1 protein-coding gene is annotated in these 435 nt (G+C 48.3%); it reads left to right on the forward strand.

Features of this window, described 5'->3' with window-relative positions; translation table 11 throughout:
• Positions 1 to 435 (forward strand): PfkB family carbohydrate kinase (locus tag UF06_RS18855; protein ID WP_045571804.1); only part of this gene is annotated, 435 nt, incomplete at both ends.

Raw genomic sequence — 435 nt, forward strand, 5'->3', positions numbered from 1 at the left:
GGATGCAGCGCTACCAAACGTGAAAACGGTGATCATGTCTGACTACGCAAAAGGCTCTCTAGAGCACGTTCAAGCGTACATTCAGAAAGCGCGAGCAGCGAATATTCCTGTTTTCATTGATCCTAAAGGTGCGGACTTTGAACGTTACCGCGGTGCAACTCTACTGACACCAAACATGAAAGAGTTTGAAGATGTGGTCGGTAAAGTGAAATCGGATCAAGAGCTGGTAGAGAAAGCTCTGGCACTTGTTGAAGAGTTTGATTTTGAAGCGCTATTGGTAACACGTAGTGAGCACGGTATGACGTTGATTCGTCGTGGCCAAGAGCAATTCCATCTACCAACGCAAGCGAAAGAAGTCTACGACGTAACAGGTGCTGGCGACACGGTGATTTCTGTACTTGCCGCGTCGGTTGCGGCAGGTAAGTCCTTCGAAGA

Origin of the sequence: Vibrio sp. S234-5 (assembly GCF_000960595.1) — a bacterium.
GTDB lineage: Bacteria > Pseudomonadota > Gammaproteobacteria > Enterobacterales > Vibrionaceae > Vibrio.